This is a genomic window from Maribacter sp. PR66, from assembly GCF_028464205.1.
Taxonomy (GTDB): Bacteria; Bacteroidota; Bacteroidia; order Flavobacteriales; family Flavobacteriaceae; genus Maribacter; species Maribacter flavus.
In genome coordinates, this window is record NZ_JAQPCH010000027.1 from 1 (window position 1) to 1090 (window position 1090).

1 protein-coding gene is annotated in these 1090 nt (G+C 32.7%); it reads right to left on the minus strand.

Annotated elements, in window-relative coordinates; genetic code table 11:
• Positions 1 to 277 precede the first annotated feature (277 nt).
• A complete protein-coding gene (locus PP181_RS17675; protein WP_272638056.1) occupies positions 278 to 1003 on the minus strand; it encodes a DUF6090 family protein in 726 nt (241 codons plus the stop codon).
• Positions 1004 to 1090 lie beyond the last annotated feature (87 nt).

Below are 1090 nucleotides of genomic sequence, written 5' to 3' on the forward strand. Positions count from 1 at the left end.
CGGGGCAAAAAAGGGAAGGCCCCGAACCGATAATTATTTTTTAAGAGCACCGAAACCAAAACAAGGGAGTACGGACCGGAGAAAAAGAGACCCTTAAATTCCAAAAATAACCCCGCCCAATAAATTTGAACGGCATTTACGCTAACGGTTTTGGCTATGGTTTCGTTGCGGAATGGTTCGGCAGAACTATTCCGCCGTAAACCAAAGTTAGCAAATACGCAGGAATTTCTGATAGGAAATTCCCCCGCAATGAATTATAGCCGTTGTTGTGCTTTCGTTATTTTTTTATTTCTGATTCGATTGAAATATTAACTTTTTTAAGAAATTCCAATAATTCATACTCTTCGTCTAAACCTTCTTGTCTAACTGTAGTGTTAAAATCTACCCACCAAACAAATTCAGGATTCCTAAAAGATGTTTTATTATCTCTTGTTAGCTTGTTATAATCGACTATTTCTCTTTTTGATGCAATCATTGGCCAATAATATTCTCCTCTTAATTTTTCTATTACTTTAGTTGATTCGTTTGCATCGATAATTAATTCATTTATTGAAGACAACATATATCTTATGTCCTTATTTTGAATAAGATTTATTTTACCTGAATTTATTACTGAATTCAAAATACCAAGTTTAGGGTCATAGGTATAATTATAATTCATAACAATTAAGATAGTCTTCAAGCTATCATTGGAAATACTATTTAGCATATTAGTGTCAATTATCATTGATTTAATTTTCTTTCCTGCAACCAAAGATTTTTCGTGTTCAGCTATTATTATTTCCAGTGCTTTTATATTAGATTTTATCTCTGTGTTTAAATCAAAAAGAGCTTCTTTTTCAGAATCAGAGTCAATTCTTTTTTTGTTCCAATTACTAACTTGCAATGCGATTAATATTCCAATAACTACAAGTAAAATCTCTCCAAACGCATATTTAAGATACTTTCCAGTTTTTCCCTGTGAAAGCACATTTTGTCTAATTTTTCTAAAGAATTTTATCATTGGTTAGTGGTTTCTGATAATGAAGCACAACGGTTCGTGTATGATTAGTGCGGGTTGAAACCCGTAGGATTTCGGCCAGTACCATCG

What these genes read in the sequence shown, in the direction of transcription:
- PP181_RS17675 (WP_272638056.1), bottom strand. Translation starts at nt 1,003, where the DNA reads ATGATAAAATTCTTTAGAAAAATTAGACAAAATGTGCTTTCACAGGGA.